Source organism: Alteromonas sp. ABH4_453, assembly GCF_056160665.1.
Window position 1 is genome coordinate 144,831 of record NZ_JBSWXP010000009.1, and the last position, 16,484, is coordinate 161,314.

Here is a 16,484-nt window from a genome sequence, read left to right on the forward strand (position 1 = left end):
TCAGTGGTGTGTTCTCTCCTGAGATGATTTACTCTGTTTAAAAACACCAAAGGAAATAAATGTTATGTATCAGAAATTGCTGTCACTTGCATTTGCAGGGCTGGTCTGTGTGTCTGGTTCGCATGCTACTCAAATCAATGTAGATGAATTAGCCAATAAAGTAGAACCTGACGTAATCAAATGGCGTCACCACTTTCATGAATTTCCTGAACTGTCGAATCGCGAGTTTAAAACCGCTGAATATGTAGCTGACTACCTTGAAAGCTTAGGTTTAGAAGTGCAAACCGGCGTAGCAAAAACTGGTGTCGTAGCTATTTTAGACTCGGGTAAGCCAGGTCCAGTCGTTGCTTTACGTGCAGACATGGATGGACTCCCTGTAAAAGAGCAAAACGACCTAGCCTACCGCTCAACGCAAATGGGCGAATATAACGGAAAAGAAGTACCGGTTATGCACGCATGTGGTCACGACACTCACATGGCAATGCTTATGGGCGCGGCGAAAATTCTCACGGAAATTAAAGGCGACCTAAAAGGCAAAGTGAAGTTTATCTTTCAGCCTGCAGAAGAAGGCGCACCGGCTGGAGAAAAAGGCGGGGCTGAAGTTATGGTCGCTGAAGGTGTACTTAAAAACCCAGATGTAGACGCTATTTTTGGCCTGCATATCAATGCTAATACCGATGTTGGTAAAGTACGTTACAACGCGGGCGGTACCATGGCCGCGGTAGACCCATTTAAAATCGTCATTCACGGTAAGCAAGCTCATGGCGCTTATCCCTGGAAGAGCGTAGACCCTGTGGTTACAGCCGCGCAAATGATCATGTCTATTCAGACCATCGTCAGTCGTGAACTGAAATTGATTGACGATGCAGCTGTCGTGTCTATTGGGTCTATTCATGGCGGCAACCGTTCAAACATTATTCCTAATGAAGTAGAAATGGTTGGCACAATCCGTACGCTCAATGAAGCCGCGCGCGATCACATTTACGAGTCGCTTCCGCGCAAAGTAAAGGCTATAGCAGAGAGTATGGGCGCAGAAGCAGAACTTACGCTACCCCTAGATTACTATTACCCCATTACGTACAACGACCCAGAGCTGACAAAAGCTATGCTGCCTACTATGCAGCGTACCGCTGGCGTTGAGAACACATTGCTTTCTAAGCCGGTCACGGGTGCGGAAGACTTTTCATTTTTCCAAGAACAAATTCCAGGTTTATATGTTTGGGTAGGCGGTAAGCCATTAGACGTCTCTGAAGAAGAAAGCCCTGCTCATCACACACCGGAATTTTATGTTGACGATGAAGGCATGAAATTAGGTGTGAAGCTTCTTACGAACTTCACTCTAGATTACATTGCTCAACACTAAATCGACTCGCTGGAGACATGCGTTGAAAATAGGTAGTAATGCATTTTCTTTTTCATGGTCTCTGGCCTTTCAAGCACTACTTGTATGCATACTTGGCGCTGGGTTAAACGCGCTCAATCCGCCTTTTGATAGTTCGGGTATTGCGACTTTTGGCGTGGGTGCTGCGGTATACGCATCGCTTCGTTTTTCCCCATATTTATCTATTCCCATTGCGCTGTTAATAAGCCTTCCAATGTGGCTAAACGACGGGAGTATTGTGGGGAAAGAAAGCCTCACCTTACTGCCAATAGTGTTAAGTTTTTTCGGTTATGACAAATCGCTGAGGCAAGTGATCAAAGTCGGCGCAGGTTTTTGGTCTATTGTCTTTTTGCCAATTTTGCTTTTAGAACACTCTCTTTACGATAGTGATAACGCTAATATGTTGTTCTCAGGTGTTTTAGTGACCTGGGTGAGCGGTGTATTTGGCCTGGTTATTGGTCATTTTGCATATTTGGCCATATACGGTCTTAAACAGCAAACCTCTAACAAATCGGAACGTATTACACTTCATTTTCTTTTCGGATACTTCTTTGCGGGTTGCTTCTTCGTTGCCTCTATGGCCGTCATTTATCTATCAGTCAGCTTGTTCCAACATCAGCAAGAACAACAAATCCATAGCTACATGAAGCAGCGGGTGAAAGTGCTTGAGTTTCAGCTCTCAAACTTTATACGTCATCATCAAAACGCCATAATCAGTACAGCGCAAGTTCTTTCAAATTCTGCATCGAAAAATAGCTTAGAAACAACGGCCAGCGCTAATTTACAAATTGTTGCGTCGCACAACCCTGAGTTTTTAACCTTTCTAGTAGCAGATGAAAGCGGCGACATCACACACGCTTATCCGCCAAGTATGCTGGAAAAGGCGAGAAAAAATGGCTTACCTAACGTGTCTTATCGTCCTTATTTTTACGAAGTAATGCAGTCAGGCACGCCATTCTTGTCCAATGTTTTTCAAGGCCGAGGTTTCGGTAACGACCCCATTGTCGCTTTATCTGCGCCAATCTTAGATAGTGACGGAGTACCCAAAGGTATTGTAGAAGGTTCACTATCTTTAAAAAGCTTTAACGCAATTGATGACCTGAGCCTTGGCGGATTTTTGATGCTGATAGAAGATCAAAAAGGAGAGGTGATTTATGCATCTGATGCGCTAGCGATGAAACCGCTGACCAAAGCGCCGTTTTACTCGTGTGAACCTAATTGTGGCGTCGAAGTTGAAGAAGCTAAGAGCGATTCCGGTTCCCAAAGTAGAAAGTGGCTAAGGTTCACCGAAAACCTTTCTTTTGCCAATTGGAAGGTTAGCTATTACTTCGATAAGCGGCTTTTACACGCCTCCATGAGCAGTTACTTGTTAAAGGACCTCCTGTTGTTATTGGCTTTGTCTGCCTTTGGGACATTTACGGGATATGTGGTGGCCAAAATGGTAGGTGCGCCTATTCGCCGACTTGTCCGTTACATTGCTGAGTTCGATCCTAATCAAAAAAATGGAAACAAAGCGCCGCAAAGAGCGTTGCACATCCAAGAGCTTTCGTCACTAAGCGATGAGTTTATGGGCTTGGAGGCTCGCCTGCTTTGTGCGTTTGACGAACTTAAAAAAGCGAAGGAAGTGGAGCAAGAGTTAAATAAAGAACTTAATGAATTAAACCAGTCTTTAGAGCAGCGCATAGAGGAAAAAACCGAGCATTTAGCGCTAGCTTTGAAAGAGGCTGAAGCCGCAAATGTGGCCAAAACTCAGTTTCTTGCCAATATGAGTCATGAGATAAGAACGCCAATGAACGGTATCGTTGGCTCGTGTGATTTAATGCTAGACAATGAGTTACCTGAGCATGTCGCTGTGAGGGCAAAAACTATCTCTCGCTCAGCGACGAATCTTCTGATTATTTTGGATAGCATTTTAGATTGGTCTAAAATCGAATCTGGGAAAATGCTCTGTGACATTCAGCGTTGCGACATCCGAGAATTATTAACAGCGTCCTGTGAGCTTTATCGCCACACTGCACAAATAAAAGGCTATGATGTTACGCTTCGTATTAGCAGCGATGTGCCAGAAGTCTTGAACATTGATGCTGGCAAAGTCGCTCAAGTACTTAATAATTTACTAAGCAACGCCATAAAATTTACCAATGAAGGTGAAGTATCAGTTAACGTGAGTTATGCCCATCAAGGGTTGAAAGTTTCAGTCCTTGATAGTGGAATCGGAATTGCACCCGACAAATTACACCTTATTTTCGAGAAATTCGAGCAAGCAGATGCATCGACTACGCGCCACTATGGGGGAACCGGTCTTGGCCTGGCCATCTCAAAAGGGCTGATCGAATTGCTTGGTGGTGAACTCTACGTTGAAAGCCAGTTAGATGTAGGAACTAGCTTCACTTTCCATATCCCAGCCACAATCTGTGAGGACGGTATTCAAGAGCAGCGTGAAGCGCCTCCATCCTTGCCTAGCGCAATTCGTGTGCTACTTGCAGAAGACAATGACATAAACGCAGACATCGTCATGGAAATGCTCAAGTCAGAGAATATAAAGTGTCTTCGAACTAAAAATGGGCAAGACGCAGTGGCCGCAGAAAAAAAACACGATTTCGATGTGATTTTAATGGATTGCCAAATGCCCATCATGGACGGGCATACTGCATCGAAACTTATTCGTAGTGAAGGCAGGAATAAAGACACGGTCAGGATCATCGCTTTAACCGCCAATGCGTTTATCGAAGACAAAAATGCCTGCTTAGAAGCAGGCATGAATGCGCATTTAAGTAAGCCTATCCGCAAGCAGGTTCTATTTGACTGTATTGCCCGTGAACTTGCTCGCGTTTGAGGCTACATCAGTGTTATCGCTCGGCGCTTTGCTAACGAATCGCAGTACAATATACCCTAAGCACGCCGAGACGAGAGAGCCGGTTAAAATGCCCACACGCTCGTCAAAAATTTGATTGATACCTGTCTGTGCAAAGGCCAGTCCCCCAATGAATAAGCTCATTGTAAAGCCAACGCCGCAAAGTAGCGCACAGCCATAGATATGCTTGAAGTTAAGATCCTCTGGTAACTTAGCCAGCTTTAACTTCACCATTAAGTAGCAAAAACCGAATACGCCAATTTGTTTACCCACAACCAAGCCAAGAAAGATCCCAAAGGTAACAGGGTGGAAAATACCCTCCGGACTGATGTTACCAAAACTTATACCGGCGTTAGCGAAGGCGAATAAAGGTAGGATTGCGAAACTCACCGAGCCATTCAAACCGTGCTCTAGTCGCGTTACAGGAGAATAAGACTCGTCTTTCTCATCCCGCATAGGAATAAAGCCAGCAAGTACGACACCTGCCAGTGTGGCGTGAACGCCTGACTTCAACATGGCTACCCACAGTATTATTCCCACAAAAACATAAGGCGGAATATCTACCACATTGCGTTTATTCATTTGCCACAACAGCAATAAACAACCTGCAGCAATATACAGCGCACCCGCTGTAATGTGCTCGGTGTAAAACAGGGCAATGATTACGATAGCACCGATATCGTCAATAATAGCTAGGGTGACTAAGAAAACTTTCAGGCTCGTAGGTACTCGACTACCTAGTAGCGCCAAAATACCTAATGCAAACGCTATGTCAGTAGCGGCGGGAATTGCCCACCCTGCAATGGCTACGGGGTTGTCCCAGTTGATGCCTACATATATCAAGGCGGGTAGTGCCATACCACCTACAGCACCCGCTGCGGGTAAAATAATATTTTGGGGATTGGCCAATTCACCTTCGCAGATTTCCCGCTTCAGCTCTAAACCCACGTGAAAAAAGAACACCGCCATTAACCCGTCGTTAATCCACAGCAATAATGGCTTATCGATAGCCCACGTACCGGCTGATATTTGTACCGGCATACTGATTAAATGATCGTAAAGCGTATCTAGGGGAGAATTAGCAATAATGAGCGCAAGAATCGTTGCACCCATTAACAATATGCCGGGAGCGGCTTCGCGATTTAAGAAGTCAGAGACCACGTCTTGTACTTCTTCTATCACCTCATCAAGTACGTCGGGTTCGTGCTTATCTGTCATCAATAACCTCTAACGCCCGTTCATGGTCAACGTCGCAACGTGTGGAAATAAAAGCGTTCGTTAATCCGTGTAGTCAGGCAGCTTTTCTACATAAATTAATTATAGTTAATACGACTGACAGCGAAGAGATAGATCACCCTTACAGGAGAGTAACCTCAACAACCCTTAAGTGAGTGGCGCTATAATTGACGCCATTTACGGTGGGATTTTGAACGGTTTTACGCTACAATCGCGGCCTTTCCAAGGTTGTCCACTTTACCTACCCCGAGGATCTCTAGATGGCAAAAGTCGCGATTGTAATGGGTTCAACTTCAGACTGGCCTACTATGCAGCAGGCCGCAAAAATGCTGAAGTCGTTTGGTGTTGAATTTGAAGCGAAGGTGGTGTCGGCGCACCGTACACCCAACTTGCTAGTAGAGTTTGCAGAAAGCGCTGCAGATGAAGGTTTTAGCGCAATCATTGCTGGCGCAGGCGGCGCAGCTCACTTACCGGGTATGATTGCTGCACACACGCATTTGCCTGTGTTTGGCTGCCCGGTTAAATCAAAAGCGCTCAACGGATTAGACTCACTGCTTTCTATCGTTCAAATGCCGAAAGGTGTTGCGGTAGGTACACTGGCAATAGGTGAGGCTGGTGCAGCAAATGCGGGTCTTCTCGCGGCACAAGTTGTTGCGCTGCAAGATGAAAGCGTACGCAATGCCGTTATCGCTTTTAGAAAATCGCAAACTGATACGGTACTTGCTTCAAGCAATACGTTGGAGCTAGATGAATGAGAGTAGTCGTTTACGGCGCAGGCCAACTTGCTCAAATGATGTACCTGGCGGGAAGCCCGTTAGGTATTGACGTTCAAGCTGTGGACGTAAACAACGATACCGTTGTACATCCAGTTAGCAAAACCCCTCTTGAAATCTCACTTGCTCAAGCACTAGAAGGTGCAGATGCTCTTACCGTAGAATTTGAGCATGTACCTGAAAGGCTTCTTGAAGACGCGGCGAAAACAAACAAGTTGATGCCAAATATTGACAGCATTCTTGTTGGCGCCGATCGCGTACGTGAGAAAAAGCTGCTTGAAAGCATGCAGGTGGCAAATTGTGAGCACCAAATAGTTACCGACCTTGCCCAGTTAGACGATTGTGTAATGCAGTTGGGTAGTAAACTTATTCTTAAGGCTAGCCGCGATGGCTATGACGGATATGGTCAATGGCGTCTAAGTGATGAGGCTGATTTACCTGAACTAAAAAATGCCCTTCAGGGATTAGATTTGCAGGCCGTGCCTTTAGTGGTTGAAAAAATGGTGGCTTTCGACAGAGAGTTGTCATTAATCGGTGTACGCAATGCTAATGGCGACGTACGCACCTATCCACTTGCTGAAAATTTGCATCACCAAGGTCAACTTCATGTGTCGGTTGCACCAGCGACTAACGTTGATGATGCACTTCAGGCCCAGGCTCACGATATTTTTGTGAAACTTGCTGAGGGTATGAACTACGTCGGTGTGCTGGCTGTGGAACTATTCCAAGTAGGCGACAAGCTACTTGTAAACGAACTTGCTCCTCGTGTACATAACTCTGGGCACTGGAGCCAGTCGGGCGCTGTAACCAGTCAGTTTGAAAATCACTTGCGTGCAGTCTGTGGATTGCCTCTTGGTGACACGTCAGCCATTGGCCCAAGCGCTATGGTCAACATTATTGGTTGCAGCAGCTTCTCGCGCGATTTGCTAAGCATCGATGGCAGTCATCTTCACTGGTACGGAAAATCTGTTCGTGAAAAGCGCAAGATGGGACACATCAATGTCACCACGAATAGTTATGAAAGCTTGGGTGAGAAGCTCATGGCATTGAGCAAATATTTACCACTGGAGTACTTCCCAAAATTAGTTGGTGAAGCAACGCGATTAAAAGGTTGACACCCACGCGTTTATCGCTAGAATACGCATCCGCTGTCTAGGCAGCGGTTTTTAAAGTGTGCCGACTTAGCTCAGTTGGTAGAGCAACTGACTTGTAATCAGTAGGTCGCCAGTTCGATTCCGGCAGTCGGCACCATTTTTCTTTTTTCCTATGCCAATCTTACGTACACTTGCTTACGATTATTCATTCGGAGCAGACTGTATGTCATTTTTTTCCAAATCACTTAAACCGTTAGTTATCGTAACTGGCTTATTTTCTTTAAGCTTGTCTGCGACTATTTACGCGCATGGCAACGACCATGATAACCATCACATGCCAAAAGAGCAGCACAAGCACGCCAGTAAGCAATCAGATGTAATGGTAATGAATGGTTATGCCAGAGCGACCTTTGCTTTGGCAAAAACCGGCGCAGTGTACTTTACTTTGCATAATCATAGTGACAGCGATAAAACACTGACGTCTGTTTCAGTATCGAGCGATGTAGCAAGTGAAGCGCAAATCCACACAACGGTGATGGAGGAAGACGTGATGAAAATGCGTGAGCTAACTGACGGCGTTAAAATAAAAGCGGGCGAAATGGTCTCTTTTGAATCAGGCGGCCGTCATATCATGTTGATGGGGCTGACCAAAGGATTAGAAGAGGGAGACGAAGTAGCACTAACCCTCACATTTAGCGATGCGAGCGAACAACAGGTTTCGCTACCTGTTAAAAAAGAAGCGGGCGAAAGCCACCATCACCACCATTAATAGAGTGGCTGAGGCAGAATGTATAAAGTCATCAATTAATGCGATGAATGCAATCAACTAAACCGTTAATCTAAATCAAAATTTCTGTAGTACTATTAACTTATATTATTTAAACCAAGATTTTTCAGCGCCGATGAATGGACTGAAGGTAAATCTAAAAAGGGTTTTAACGTTAAGGAGTGTGACATGAGCAAGATTGATATTGGTATTTCTGAGAGCGATCGTAACGCAGTAGCAGAAGGCCTTAAAAAGCTATTGGCCGACTCTTACACTTTGTACCTTCAAACGCATAATTTTCACTGGAACGTAGAAGGTCCACAGTTCCGTGAATTGCACCTAATGTTTGAAGAGCATTACACAGAGCTTGCCGAAGCGGTAGACGAAATTGCAGAGCGTATTCGTACTCTAGGTGTTGCTGCACCGGGCACATATAAGTCGTTCGCTGAGCTTAGTTCAATTGAAGAAGTGGAAGGTGTACCTGAAGCGACGGAAATGGTGAGATTGTTAACTCACGGTCATGAGCAAGTTGTGAAAACCTGCCGTGAATCGTTAAAGCTAGCGCAAGACGCAGACGATGAGTCATCTGCAGCGTTAATTGGCGATCGTATGCGCGTTCACGAAAAAACAGCGTGGATGCTTCGCGCAACATTACCGAAGTAAATCGCGTGATAAATGAAGCATGTATATAAGTGTATCAGCTGATGTTCATCATGCGTCTTAAAGCGAGTCGCTTTTATCGCATAAGCGAGTAAAACTATCACAAAGGGTACAGCAGCGCTGTGCCCTTTTTTGTATACTGCCTACCACTAAAAATAATAGAAGAAGCCTGTGTTAACGCGTACACGGCTTTTTAAAATGAGGCTCCTAGCGATGAAACCATCAACTATTTTAGCTTTACCATTCAAACCTGTGAGCGCGCTAGCGCAGTCACTTACTTGTGTATTGGCGCTTACGATCAGCCAATCCGCTTTAGCTCACGGAGACCATAAACATGGCGAAGCGCATGAAATCACCGACAGCGATATTACCGTAACCACGCTCGCTGAAGGGCTTGTTCATCCTTGGGGAATGGCATTTTTGCCAAATGGCGATCTGCTAGTTACGGAACGTGAAGGTGGCATTCAGCGCTTGTCGAAAGACGGTAAGTTATCAGGGCGTTTAAACAATGTGCCTGAAGTGGTTGCGCAAAACCAAGGTGGTATGTTGGACATCGCTATCGACCCGGATTTTGCCAGCAACAACACTATCTACTTCTGTTACAGCAAAGCGAGTGAGGTTGAGGGCAAGCCGGGCAGCAGTAGCAGTGTTGCAAAGGCTAGGCTTACCGACTCAGGCCTTGAAAATGTTGACGTTATCTTTAGTGCCGACTCAATCGTCGATAACGGCTTTCACTTTGGCTGTCGTTTAGCGTTCGATGCTAAAAAGCATTTGTACGTCACTATGGGCGATCGCTATAAGTATATGAAAGAAGCGCAGAACACCGATAACCACTTCGGTAAAATTGTACGCATAAACCGTGACGGCAGCGCAGTAGAAGATAATCCTTTCACAGACGGCAAAGCCCCCGAAATATTCAGCTATGGTCACCGCAACGTGCAAGGCGTTACTATTCACCCTGAAACCGGCGCGGTATGGGCGATGGAGCACGGCCCAAAAGGTGGAGATGAAATCAATATCCTTGAGCGCGGTGCAAACTACGGTTGGCCTGTGATTACCTATGGCGTTGACTATAGTGGCGATATTATCAGCGACAAAACCCATATGGATGGCATGAAGCAGCCATGGGTGTACTGGGACCCGTCTATTGCACCAAGCGGCCTAACTTTCTACCAAGGTGAAATGTTTAAAGAATGGAACGGGGATGTACTGGTGGGGTCATTGAAGTTTACGCACCTTCGCCGTATCAAGGTAGAAGATGGAAAGCCCGATGAGCAGTTCGAGTATGTTCGCGACAATCACGACCGCATTCGCGACGTAGAAGTGGGGCTAAATGGTGCTATTTACTTACTGACCGATGCACCTAACGGCAAAGTATTAAAGCTGACTAAATAGCGTAAGACGTGGAATGAGAAAAGGCGCCACTTCATTGTTCATTGTGAAGTAAGCGCCTTTTTTATTTATAAAGACTGCGGGCTTGGTATTTACTTATTCGCTGTCGTTATCTTTCTTGTAGCGCTCAAACCACGCCACAATATTTCCTACTTTCTGTATTAAGCGAGAAGGGCGACTTGCAATGCCGTGTGAAGCCCCTGGAATTCGCACCATCGCAGCATCTACACCTTGTAACTTCAACGCTTGATAATACTGCTCTGTCTCGCTGATTGGTGTACGATGATCGGCTTCACCGGTTAGCAGCATAGTGGGCGTTACCACGTTGCCCACTAAGCTCAAAGGGCTACGCTGCCAGAGTTTATCCGCGATAGTCCACGGCATATCTGCCATCCAGTAGTTGCTAAAGTACGGGTATGCGTCGGCAGTCAATGAAAAGCTCATCCAGTTAATAACCGGCTTAGCGACAACAGCTGCACTAAAGCGATCAGTCTTACCGATGGACCATGCGGTAAGGGTTCCGCCGCCTGAGCCGCCAGTAATAAACAAGTTCTCTGAATCTACATAGCCTTGCTTAACGACAGCGTCTACCACATCCATTAGGTCGTTATAATCTTCTGATGGGTAGTTATGGTGGATCAAATTACCAAAGTCTTCACCGTAAGAGCTACTGCCCCTTGGGTTGGACCATACAACCACATAACCTTGCGCCGCCATCAGCTGAATTTCCATGGCAAAGTGAGGGCCGTAGGCAGCATGTGGGCCGCCGTGAATTTCTAATATAAGCGGGTATTTTTTGCTGCTATCAAATCCAGGGGGCAATGCAATCCATGCGTCGAGAGATAGCTCGTCAACACTCGATACTATTGAAAGATCTTGTACTTCTGCCAGCGTTTTATGACCAAGTGCGTCGCTGTTTAAATCGGTAAGTTGTGTATCGTCTTTGCCTTTTCTATAAAGCGCCAGGTCGCCAGGTACAGTACGGCTTGCCGTGGTGTAAACAATGTCGCCTTTATCACTAACTGCAAAATCACCCGACGTGTAAGGGCGTCCAAAAGCTTGTCCACCTATGCTAACGTCGATAGGTTTCACATCGCCTTTCAGGTTCACTGTAGCAAGTTTAGTTTCGCCATGATCAAGGTAAGAAAAGATTAATCCTCGGCTGTCTTTGCGCCACTCAAATTTGCCTAAGCTTCTATCTAGTGACGTAGTTAAACGGGTGATGTCGCCACTTTCAAGCTCAAGTACCACAAGGTCGCCATTCTGATAAGAAAGCTTTCTGTCGTTGAGCTGAGTAAACGCAAGGTATTTTCCGTTGGGACTCAAGGTTGGTCTACCTTCAGGCCCTTCGATATCGGTAACTTGTTCAACTGCCGCTGTATTCACATTCACTTTATAGATGTCGCTAAACAAAGGGTGCAGCGCGTAGTCTTCTCGTTGTGGTGTGGCGAAATAAATCCAGTCATTCTCTTTAGAGAAAGAAAGGGTGCCGCCGCTAGGGAATTTCCCCGTTGTTAATTGACGCGGCGTACCGCCTTCAACAGGCAGAATAAATATCTGGTCAAAGCCTTCACGCAAGTAGCCTCGTCCGTCACCTCTATACTGCACCGCATCAATATAGGTGCCTTGCTCAGCCCACTTTGCTCCTTTAGGCTTACTCGGCATGCCGGTAAACAACGGCTTTCGTTTTTCTTCGGTAAACAGGGTGAAGGCTAAGGTTTTGCTGTCATGAGACCAGGTTAACTGACGAGGTGCTTCGCTGGTGTTGGTCAAGCGCACAGACTGCATGGTATCTAAATAATAGAGATGGATTTGTGCGCGGCCGTTGACCGATTTTGTATATGCCACCATTTTACCGTTGGGCGATAAGGTAGCCTGTGACAAGTTTTCATCTACACCAATAAACGGCCGGTGCTCGCCGGATTTAATATTTACTTGCCACAGCCGGCTTTGTCTCCCGTCAGTCATGATATCCATGCTCTGACGAGAATAAATAACCGTTTCCTTGTCGAGGAATTGAGGATTAGTGACAAACTCTAAGTTAAAGGTATCTTCGTACGTTAACGCATTCACGCTATCTGGATCAGAATCTTGTAGTGCACAGGCCTGGCTCATGCCTAAGACTAACAGTGATAACGCTGTCGAGGTAGCTAATAAGCCTTGTTGTATAGGGCGAAGGGGGAAACGAGACACAAACATGTTTGTTCCTTTTGTTATTCTTTTTGCGCTAAGCGCGATAGGTAATGTGTTCGCAGTCGTGCTTTAAATGTTAACGCTAGCGCTAATTTAGTAAGTGCGAACCTTATTCTCAACCATATCGCTTTCGTTTCTTATATGTAAAGTGTGTGCGATGAAGAGGCTGGATTGTCCGTTAAAAGAATATACCCACCATTAAGCGCAACGTTTAACAACGCTGGGCGCTAGCAATGGCGGTTATCAGTACTAATAGAAGGCAGGCCGTCTTTCTAGTCACTTGAGTTTTATTCGCCTTTAAGGCTAATTTTGCCCACAAGAATATCTTTAAACATGACCCAATCGCCCATCAAGCTATAGAAGGGATGCTTAAATGTCGCGGGGCGATTTTTTTCAAAAAAGAAATGACCTACCCAAGCAAAGCCGTAACCTACCAGAGGAATAAACCACAGTAGCGACCAGCTTGCCGTAAATATCGCTAGCGCTATAACGCTAAGTACTAGCCAAGAGCCGATAAAATGAAGCGTGCGGCATGTACTATCCTTGTGTTCATTTAAATAAAACGGGTAAAACTCTTTGAATGAAGCAAACTGAGTGTCTGTACTTGTTTGTGTAGTCATAAAACCCTCTCGGCCAAATCTTATAGAAGTAGGGTGGCATAATAATAAAGCAGCCCAGTTCAGCAGCTTTACATTACATTAACATTTGTTGAAGGTACATATTGTCGTAAAAGCGACAAATGCGAAATAACTGCTTTTAAAAAAAGGAGTATGCCCGCTCATTCTAAACGGAAAGATAACTCCCCTTAACCTTGTAATTTTACAGCACCTGCCCCATATTCCTCTCAATACAAGAAATCAAAGGCCTGCGTTATGGAAAATCTCGTTGCGAATAGCCAAGCAACCATCGTAGATATTACGGTAGAAAACTTTCAGCAAATTATTGTAGAAGCATCGCAAGAAAAGCTGGTACTTATCGATTTTTGGGCAGATTGGTGTGAACCCTGTAAAGACCTTATGCCTATTCTGGAAAAGCTGGCAGGTGAATATAGTCAGCATTTGATTCTGGCCAAAGTAGACTGTGAAGCGCAGCAAGAAGTAGCTGCGCAGTTTGGTATTAGAAGCCTGCCAACGGTAATGGTGGTGCAAAACGGTCAGCCTGTCGATGGTTTCGCTGGTGTACAGCCAGAGCCGCAAATTCGCGAAATGCTAGCTAAATATTTACCTAATCCAGAAGATGATTTACTTGCCACAGCGGGTAAAGCAATTCAGCAAGGTGAGTATGCAGAGGCGCTACCGGCAGCAAAAGAAGCCTTAACGCTCAACCCAGAGAACGTAAACGCGAAATATATGCTTATTGACTGCTACGTTGAGACCGGCTCTGTCGATTTAGCTAAAGCACTGCTCGAAGAGATTAAGCTGGTAGATCAAGATTCTCGCTATAAAAGTTTAGCAGGGAAAATTGAACTGGCAGAGCAAGCGGCAGACACGCCTGAAATACGCCAGCTTCAAGCGGCAGTAGAGGCGAACCCTGATGACCTACAGCTTAAGGTGGACTTAGCTGTACAGCTGCAGCAGGCAAATAAAGCGCAAGACGCACTAGAGCTTCTTTACACTGTATTAAAGAAAGAGCTTGGCTTTGGCGATGCCAGAAAGTTAATGATGGATATGATGAACGCACTCGCTGACGGCGATCCGCTTAAGTCAGAGTATCGTCGTAAGGTGTACAGCTTGTTGTACTAAGCTTATTCGGGTTTTAGCGTTCACCGTAACGCTAAAACCGTCTCCTTAGGCTTAGAAGTTTGTTGTATGGTCAATCAACTGGTTCTTACAACTACCCCGATATTTTTGAAAATAAAGATATCTTTGAGTCGACCGTCGTGTTCGTTAAAAACTAGCGAATAGGTGAGAAACCTTCCTTGTGTAGCCAGTTAATCGCCTCAAAGTATTTTTCAAAATACTCCCGTTCATAGTTGCTTGCTTCAATGTCACGTTGCTTGGAAGGATGGGTACGTTCTAGCTGGGCACGCTTAACCATTCCGCTATCTAGCACATAGGCTGAGCGAGTAAGCCCTTTCGAAATATTCACCTTTATTGCATCCGCCAATCGGGTCTGACATTCCGGCGTAGATAATACCCAACGGCGTCCGTCCATTAAGGCAGCCCAAGGCTTATTGTCGAACTTAGCGATAAGTTCATGCATTTCTTCTATAAAAAACTCTGTCGTTTTCAGGTTCCACGCCCCGGTTGCAAACACCTCAAGTACGTTACCTGAGACATCCAATGAATAATTTCCGTATTTAGGAAAACGCATAAAATACCTTTAATGTTTGTCTGCGTGGAACAGACGGAGCTTGCTAACTCGGCTAACAAAAACATCCTGCCTCTATAGGGTATAGCAGAGTTCTTAAAATTTGCTGTGGTTGTGTTTATATAAGAAATATCACTAAGCACGTCGATTTGGGCAAAACAATTTACACTTAATTTGTAAATAAATGTTTTGTTGCAGGCGCAGAATCATGCGAAAAAGGTAGAAATTTGATAGGGTTTACGCAGTTTTTATATTGGGCAATAGAGCATGGCATATCAGCATTTTTATACGGGTTTTCTTAATGCGAACAAAGGTAAACAGCATTATGCATGTCACAGCCACTACTTTTGGCCCGACTGCACGCGTGATGCAATGCTCAACTACTGGGATGACAGCGCTAAGTATGTTGACGAAAAATGGGGATATTTCTTCCAAACTTTGGTGCCAGAGCTACAGCAGCGCATTAGCAACATACTGAACACTGGTGCACCACAGCAAATCGTTTTTGCGCCCAATACCCATGAGCTGCTTTATCGCGTAATGAGCTGCATCGATAGTGCTGCGCCTTATAAAGTAGTGTCGACAGACAGCGAGTTTCACAGTTTTCAGCGCCAAGCGAGTAGGCTGCAGGAGCAGGGGGCGATAGAACTTATTACCGTACCTACTAAACCCTACGATACGTTTGCGTCGCGCTTTAAGGCCGCCATTGCCGAACACGATCCCGAGCTAGTTTTCTTTAGTCAGGTGTTTTTTAATTCCGGATACGTGGTGAACGATGTTACAGATATCGTAAATAGCGTAACTAACGACAATACTCTTATTGTGGTTGATGGCTATCACGGGTTTATGGCAAAGCCTACCGATATAGCGAACATTGCCCAGCGAGCCTTTTATCTTGCCGGTAGTTACAAATATGCTCAGGCAGGAGAGGGCGCATGTTTTGCGCACGTACCCGTGGGCTGTGAGCTAAGACCCGCATATACAGGCTGGTTTGCAGAGTTTGGCGAGCTAGATAAGCCTCGCAAGGTTGGCGGCAAAGACAGCGTTCAATATAGTCTAGATGGAATGCGCTTTGCTGGTGCGACCATGGATTTTACCGCGCTCTACAGATTAAGAGCCGTGCTTCGTATGTTCGACGACAATGGCATTGATGTAGCCACAGTTAACGAATACGTAATGGGCATGCAGCGCACATTTCTAGAGAAGCTTGCAGCTTGCAATCATCCCTTGCTAAACGAAAAACATCTAGCAGTAAGTGATGAAGCACACCGGGGACATTTCCTTACCTTTGAATTAGATAGTGCCGATGAAACAAAAGCCCTTGCTTCAGCGCTTAAAGAGCACCATATCCTTACCGATTTTAGAGGAAACCGCTTACGGTTTGGTTTTGGTCTGTACCACACCCCTGAGTACATTGATTTAACCGCACTGAATCAGAAAGCGTAAGTCGTTGCTTTAAACATACGTAAACATTAACGTCACACTTATTTAAGGATAGTTTTATGGAGTGGCTATTACCCGCTTTAGCGTTGGTACTTATTATAGAGGGAATAGGGCCGCTTCTTTTTCCGAATAAATGGCGCAATTATTTACTTCAGATAAGCCAGCAGCCCAGCAATCAACTGCGTCAAATTGGCGGAACCCTTGTGATAATAGGCACACTACTGCTGTTTTATTTCAGTTGAGTTAGCGCCCAGATCTAGGCATTAAGAGGCGTGAAGCGGTGTGAAAACGGACCTCATCAAACACTGCCACACGCTTTACCATAATACATAGTACGAAAAGGAGCGCGACTTTACCGTTGACTGAAAAGTGTGCTCTTAAA

Annotated in this window: 14 protein-coding genes and 1 tRNA gene; 11 read left to right on the forward strand and 4 right to left on the reverse strand. The window is 45.4% G+C overall.

The features are described from left to right. Window positions 1-64: 64 nt before the first annotated feature. Window positions 65-1,363 (forward strand): amidohydrolase, encoded by a 1,299-nt coding sequence (locus ACXAGV_RS17475; protein WP_474874331.1) that lies wholly within the window; start codon window positions 65-67, stop codon window positions 1,361-1,363. Between the two features lie 22 nt (window positions 1,364-1,385). After that, a complete protein-coding gene (locus ACXAGV_RS17480; protein ID WP_474874332.1) occupies window positions 1,386-4,217 on the forward strand; it encodes an ATP-binding protein in 2,832 nt (943 codons plus the stop codon). Here the strand turns inward: ACXAGV_RS17480 and nhaA are convergent. Then, window positions 4,179-5,453, reverse strand: a complete 1,275-nt coding sequence (nhaA, locus tag ACXAGV_RS17485; protein ID WP_474874333.1) for a Na+/H+ antiporter NhaA — start codon at window positions 5,451-5,453, stop codon at window positions 4,179-4,181. The two genes, ACXAGV_RS17480 and nhaA, sit on opposite strands and share 39 nt — an antisense overlap. A 278-nt stretch (window positions 5,454-5,731) precedes the next feature. Here nhaA and purE point away from each other — a divergent pair, with 278 nt between their 5' ends. The 6 genes from purE (at window position 5,732) to ACXAGV_RS17515 (ending at window position 10,159) form a co-directional block, all read left to right on the forward strand. Further along, window positions 5,732-6,226: a 5-(carboxyamino)imidazole ribonucleotide mutase gene (purE, locus tag ACXAGV_RS17490; RefSeq protein WP_014948098.1), complete on the forward strand. Its 495-nt coding sequence runs from the start codon at window positions 5,732-5,734 to the stop codon at window positions 6,224-6,226. Then, window positions 6,223-7,359, forward strand: a complete 1,137-nt coding sequence (locus tag ACXAGV_RS17495; protein ID WP_474874334.1) for a 5-(carboxyamino)imidazole ribonucleotide synthase — start codon at window positions 6,223-6,225, stop codon at window positions 7,357-7,359. The genes purE and ACXAGV_RS17495 overlap by 4 nt, the downstream gene beginning before the upstream one ends. Window positions 7,360-7,419: 60 nt before the next feature. Next, a tRNA-Thr gene (locus tag ACXAGV_RS17500) sits at window positions 7,420-7,495 on the forward strand. Window positions 7,496-7,561: 66 nt separating this feature from the next. Then, window positions 7,562-8,107, forward strand: a complete 546-nt coding sequence (locus ACXAGV_RS17505) for a copper chaperone PCu(A)C (protein WP_474874335.1) — start codon at window positions 7,562-7,564, stop codon at window positions 8,105-8,107. A gap of 186 nt (window positions 8,108-8,293) precedes the next feature. After that, window positions 8,294-8,767: a Dps family protein gene (locus ACXAGV_RS17510; protein ID WP_014948101.1), complete on the forward strand. Its 474-nt coding sequence runs from the start codon at window positions 8,294-8,296 to the stop codon at window positions 8,765-8,767. 210 nt (window positions 8,768-8,977) lie between these two features. Then, on the forward strand, window positions 8,978-10,159 hold the full coding sequence (locus ACXAGV_RS17515; protein ID WP_474874336.1) for a PQQ-dependent sugar dehydrogenase: 1,182 nt from the start codon (window positions 8,978-8,980) through the stop codon (window positions 10,157-10,159). Window positions 10,160-10,252: 93 nt separating this feature from the next. Here the strand turns inward: ACXAGV_RS17515 and ACXAGV_RS17520 are convergent, their stop codons facing one another. Both ACXAGV_RS17520 and ACXAGV_RS17525 read right to left on the reverse strand, forming a co-directional pair. Beyond that, entirely contained in the window at window positions 10,253-12,355 is a 2,103-nt protein-coding gene (locus ACXAGV_RS17520; RefSeq protein ID WP_474874337.1) for a S9 family peptidase, read from the reverse strand. A gap of 281 nt (window positions 12,356-12,636) precedes the next feature. Beyond that, window positions 12,637-12,969, reverse strand: coding sequence for an Mpo1-like protein (locus tag ACXAGV_RS17525; protein WP_474874338.1), 333 nt, complete (start codon window positions 12,967-12,969; stop codon window positions 12,637-12,639). A 252-nt stretch (window positions 12,970-13,221) separates the two neighbouring features. Between ACXAGV_RS17525 and trxA the strand changes: the two genes are divergently transcribed. Continuing rightward, entirely contained in the window at window positions 13,222-14,091 is an 870-nt protein-coding gene (trxA, locus tag ACXAGV_RS17530) for a thioredoxin (protein ID WP_474874339.1), read from the forward strand. 151 nt (window positions 14,092-14,242) lie between these two features. Here trxA and ACXAGV_RS17535 read toward each other — a convergent pair whose 3' ends face one another. Further along, window positions 14,243-14,662 carry a hypothetical protein gene (locus ACXAGV_RS17535; RefSeq protein ID WP_474874340.1) on the reverse strand — a complete coding sequence of 140 codons (420 nt, stop codon included), beginning with the start codon at window positions 14,660-14,662 and terminating at the stop codon, window positions 14,243-14,245. Between the two features lie 264 nt (window positions 14,663-14,926). Here ACXAGV_RS17535 and ACXAGV_RS17540 point away from each other — a divergent pair, with 264 nt between their 5' ends. Both ACXAGV_RS17540 and ACXAGV_RS17545 read left to right on the forward strand, forming a co-directional pair. Beyond that, window positions 14,927-16,105: an aminotransferase class V-fold PLP-dependent enzyme gene (locus ACXAGV_RS17540; RefSeq protein ID WP_474874341.1), complete on the forward strand. Its 1,179-nt coding sequence runs from the start codon at window positions 14,927-14,929 to the stop codon at window positions 16,103-16,105. 56 nt (window positions 16,106-16,161) lie between these two features. Next, entirely contained in the window at window positions 16,162-16,344 is a 183-nt protein-coding gene (locus ACXAGV_RS17545) for a DUF2065 domain-containing protein (protein ID WP_474874342.1), read from the forward strand. The last annotated feature ends 140 nt before the right edge of the window (window positions 16,345-16,484 follow it).

What these genes read in the sequence shown, in the direction of transcription:
- ACXAGV_RS17475 (WP_474874331.1), top strand. Translation starts at nt 65, where the DNA reads ATGTATCAGAAATTGCTGTCACTTGCATTTGCAGGGCTGGTCTGTGTG.
- nhaA (WP_474874333.1), bottom strand. Translation starts at nt 5,453, where the DNA reads ATGACAGATAAGCACGAACCCGACGTACTTGATGAGGTGATAGAAGAA.
- purE (WP_014948098.1), top strand. Translation starts at nt 5,732, where the DNA reads ATGGCAAAAGTCGCGATTGTAATGGGTTCAACTTCAGACTGGCCTACT.
- ACXAGV_RS17495 (WP_474874334.1), top strand. Translation starts at nt 6,223, where the DNA reads ATGAGAGTAGTCGTTTACGGCGCAGGCCAACTTGCTCAAATGATGTAC.
- ACXAGV_RS17505 (WP_474874335.1), top strand. Translation starts at nt 7,562, where the DNA reads ATGTCATTTTTTTCCAAATCACTTAAACCGTTAGTTATCGTAACTGGC.
- ACXAGV_RS17510 (WP_014948101.1), top strand. Translation starts at nt 8,294, where the DNA reads ATGAGCAAGATTGATATTGGTATTTCTGAGAGCGATCGTAACGCAGTA.
- ACXAGV_RS17515 (WP_474874336.1), top strand. Translation starts at nt 8,978, where the DNA reads ATGAAACCATCAACTATTTTAGCTTTACCATTCAAACCTGTGAGCGCG.
- ACXAGV_RS17520 (WP_474874337.1), bottom strand. Translation starts at nt 12,355, where the DNA reads ATGTTTGTGTCTCGTTTCCCCCTTCGCCCTATACAACAAGGCTTATTA.
- ACXAGV_RS17525 (WP_474874338.1), bottom strand. Translation starts at nt 12,969, where the DNA reads ATGACTACACAAACAAGTACAGACACTCAGTTTGCTTCATTCAAAGAG.
- trxA (WP_474874339.1), top strand. Translation starts at nt 13,222, where the DNA reads ATGGAAAATCTCGTTGCGAATAGCCAAGCAACCATCGTAGATATTACG.
- ACXAGV_RS17535 (WP_474874340.1), bottom strand. Translation starts at nt 14,662, where the DNA reads ATGCGTTTTCCTAAATACGGAAATTATTCATTGGATGTCTCAGGTAAC.
- ACXAGV_RS17540 (WP_474874341.1), top strand. Translation starts at nt 14,927, where the DNA reads ATGGCATATCAGCATTTTTATACGGGTTTTCTTAATGCGAACAAAGGT.
- ACXAGV_RS17545 (WP_474874342.1), top strand. Translation starts at nt 16,162, where the DNA reads ATGGAGTGGCTATTACCCGCTTTAGCGTTGGTACTTATTATAGAGGGA.